Annotated in this window: 4 protein-coding genes; 1 reads left to right on the forward strand and 3 read right to left on the reverse strand. The window is 59.3% G+C overall.

All coding sequences use genetic code 11. The features are described 5' to 3' along the window. A partial coding sequence (locus VMT30_02005; protein ID HVQ43717.1) for an LrgB family protein occupies window positions 1–490 on the reverse strand: 490 nt, incomplete at its 3' end. On the opposite strand from VMT30_02005, the gene VMT30_02010 reads away from it, so the two are divergent. Further along, on the forward strand, window positions 489–1634 hold the full coding sequence (locus tag VMT30_02010) for an IS630 family transposase (protein HVQ43718.1): 1146 nt from the start codon (window positions 489–491) through the stop codon (window positions 1632–1634). The genes VMT30_02005 and VMT30_02010 overlap by 2 nt on opposite strands. Window positions 1635–1825: 191 nt before the next feature. Here VMT30_02010 and VMT30_02015 read toward each other — a convergent pair whose 3' ends face one another. Next, window positions 1826–2098, reverse strand: coding sequence for a hypothetical protein (locus VMT30_02015; protein ID HVQ43719.1), 273 nt, complete (start codon window positions 2096–2098; stop codon window positions 1826–1828). 4 nt (window positions 2099–2102) lie between these two features. Further along, window positions 2103–2225 (reverse strand): hypothetical protein, encoded by a 123-nt coding sequence (locus VMT30_02020; protein ID HVQ43720.1) that lies wholly within the window; start codon window positions 2223–2225, stop codon window positions 2103–2105. Window positions 2226–2494 lie beyond the last annotated feature (269 nt).

The following is a 2494-nucleotide window of genomic DNA, read 5'->3' on the forward strand; positions in this document are numbered from 1 at the left end:
CGGCCGTTACCGACTTGGGCGCCAGGGAGAGGATAGTCTGCGAACTTGCTCCCAACAACCACGCGAGACCTACGGCGCTCAGGACTCCAACAGGCAATCCGACAGCCAGTCCCACCGCGATCAAACGCGCGGAGGCGCGGATAACGGCCCTCTGACGAAATAGAGGTACCGCCAGCAGCACCACCGCGGGACCTAACATAAAATGGATGGCGTCAGCGCCGCGCAAATAAACATCGTAGGGGACATGCGATGCTTCGAGGCCAAGCGAAATTAGAATAATTGCGAGCAAGGTTGGATTGAGCAGCGGGTGATTGCCGCCCAGGCGCGATATGCGAGTGGCCGCCAAAAAGGCAAACACCGTCGCCCCCGTCTCCAAAACCGGCTTTTCAGCCAGACTAGACGATCGATTCCATGAAACCTGCATCATGGAACCTATGGGTTGATGGCGGATTCCTTGTTTTGCGGTTGGCGAAACGAGGAGCGGCATCATGGCAGGATGGCGGCGAGTAGTCGAATTGGCAATGACCTGCGAAGAGATTGAAAGATTGACGGCTCTTTCGCGGTCGCGAACCGAGCCGGCGAGCCGGGTATCGCGGGCGCAGATGCTGCTGGCCTATCGCGAGAATCCTTCGTTCTGTGCGGTGGGGCAAAGAGTTGGGGTTCACCATCAAACGGTTCAGCGCTGCGTGGAGCGGGCGCTGGGCTATGGGCCGCTGGCGGCGATCGAGGATCGGCCACGGCCGGGTAAAGAACCAGTCATCACGCCGGAGGCCAAAGCCTGGTTGGTGTCGCTGGCGTGCGACAAGGCCAAGGAGCACGGCTATCCGCATGAGCTGTGGACGACGCGGCTTTTGGCACGTCACGCACGCGAGCACGGCCCGACGGCGGGGCACGAATGTCTCGCCAGGCTGGTTCAAGGCACGGTGTGCAAGATCCTCGGCCAGGAGGAAATCAAGCCGCACAAGGTGCGCTACTATCTGGAACGTCGCGATGCCGAGTTCGAGCAGAAGATGGCCGAGGTTCTGTGCGTTTATCGCGAGGTCCAGGTTCTGAAGAGAGCCGCCGCCAAGTCGCGCAAAGCCATCAAGCGAGTGGCGATCGTTTCCTACGACGAAAAGCCGGGAATCCAAGCCATCGCAACCACAGCACCCGATTTGCCGCCCAAGCCCGGCGTCCACGCGACCTTCGCGCGGGATTACGAGTACAAACGTCATGGCACGCTGAGCCTGTTGGCCGGAATCGACCTGCTTACCGGGAAGGTCCATGCGCTCGTCAGGGACCGCCACCGCAGCCGGGAGTTCATCGAATTCCTCAAGTGTCTCGACGCCGCTTATCCGGCCAGCACCGCGATCAAGCTGATCCTCGATAATCATTCCGCGCACATATCGAGAGAAACAAGAGCCTGGCTCGACGCTCGACCGCCTGGACGCTTCGAGTTTACCTTCACGCCCAAGCATGGTTCGTGGCTCAATCTCATCGAGGGCTTCTTCTCCAAATTCGCGCGGTCGGTCCTGCGCCACATCCGGGTCACCTCAAAACACGAACTCAAAGAGCGCATTATGGCCGGCATCGACGACGTAAATCGCCACCCCGTCATCCACACTTGGTCATACAAACTCGCCGACGCCGCCTGATATGATTCGAACCAAGGAAACGCTGACCTAGGATTCCGGCGATGAGGGCAACGATCACCACCTTCAGGTGGGTCGTGCGATCAGCGCTGTAAATCGAGTGGTTCATGGAAGTCTCCTGACAAACGCACAAAGCGCACCGGCCGAATATGTTGGCCAGGCGGCGTTGGTTTACGCACTGGACAAAAAGGGCGTCAGCCCATGGGGAGTGAGCTGACGCCTGAGCTCTTGGGGTCAGCGGCCGGTCGAACAGGGTGGTAAGGCGATGGCAGCACCCAATCTCCGGCGCCTTCCAGATCGGCGATTGCCTCTCCGATGGTCCGGAAGCGGAAGCCGTCGATCTTGGTGCCACGTACCCGATAGAACCACAGGACGTTTTCGCGGATGATGTGGCCGGTTAGCCTGCCATTGATGAGAACGGCGATACGGTAGCCTTGGTCGATGTAGGAGAAGATGAGATGTTTCATGGTGCTACCAGACCCCGAGCGTTTCGAGCGCTTCGCGGTTGCGCTCCGCCATGATCATGTGATCGTGCGGCAGCGCGTTGAAGTGTTGGTACACTTCCTCGCGGATTGCGCGTTGTGCTTCGGTCATGATTCGATACCCAGTCCGTTTCCAGTAGCAGCCAGGTTGGCGCAATGCGCTGGAAGAGCGAGAAGTTACACCGAGCGGGTACTCGAACTGATTGAAAAGTGATTGGGGAAAGCGACAATGGCATCATCCCGCCTGGTGTACAGTAAACTTAATACCCCTTGGCCATGAGTGCAAGCGGGAATTCCCTAGGCCCGGTTGACCGATTCCGACGAACAGGCTCCCCCGCCCATGCAGCTCTGTTCGCCCGCGCCCGGTACCATGCGGCCCTG

The organism is Candidatus Saccharimonadia bacterium (genome assembly GCA_035544015.1).
Lineage (GTDB): Bacteria > Patescibacteriota > Saccharimonadia > UBA4664 > UBA4664 > UBA5169.

What these genes read in the sequence shown, in the direction of transcription:
- VMT30_02010 (HVQ43718.1), top strand. Translation starts at nt 489, where the DNA reads ATGGCAGGATGGCGGCGAGTAGTCGAATTGGCAATGACCTGCGAAGAG.
- VMT30_02015 (HVQ43719.1), bottom strand. Translation starts at nt 2,098, where the DNA reads ATGAAACATCTCATCTTCTCCTACATCGACCAAGGCTACCGTATCGCC.
- VMT30_02020 (HVQ43720.1), bottom strand. Translation starts at nt 2,225, where the DNA reads ATGACCGAAGCACAACGCGCAATCCGCGAGGAAGTGTACCAACACTTC.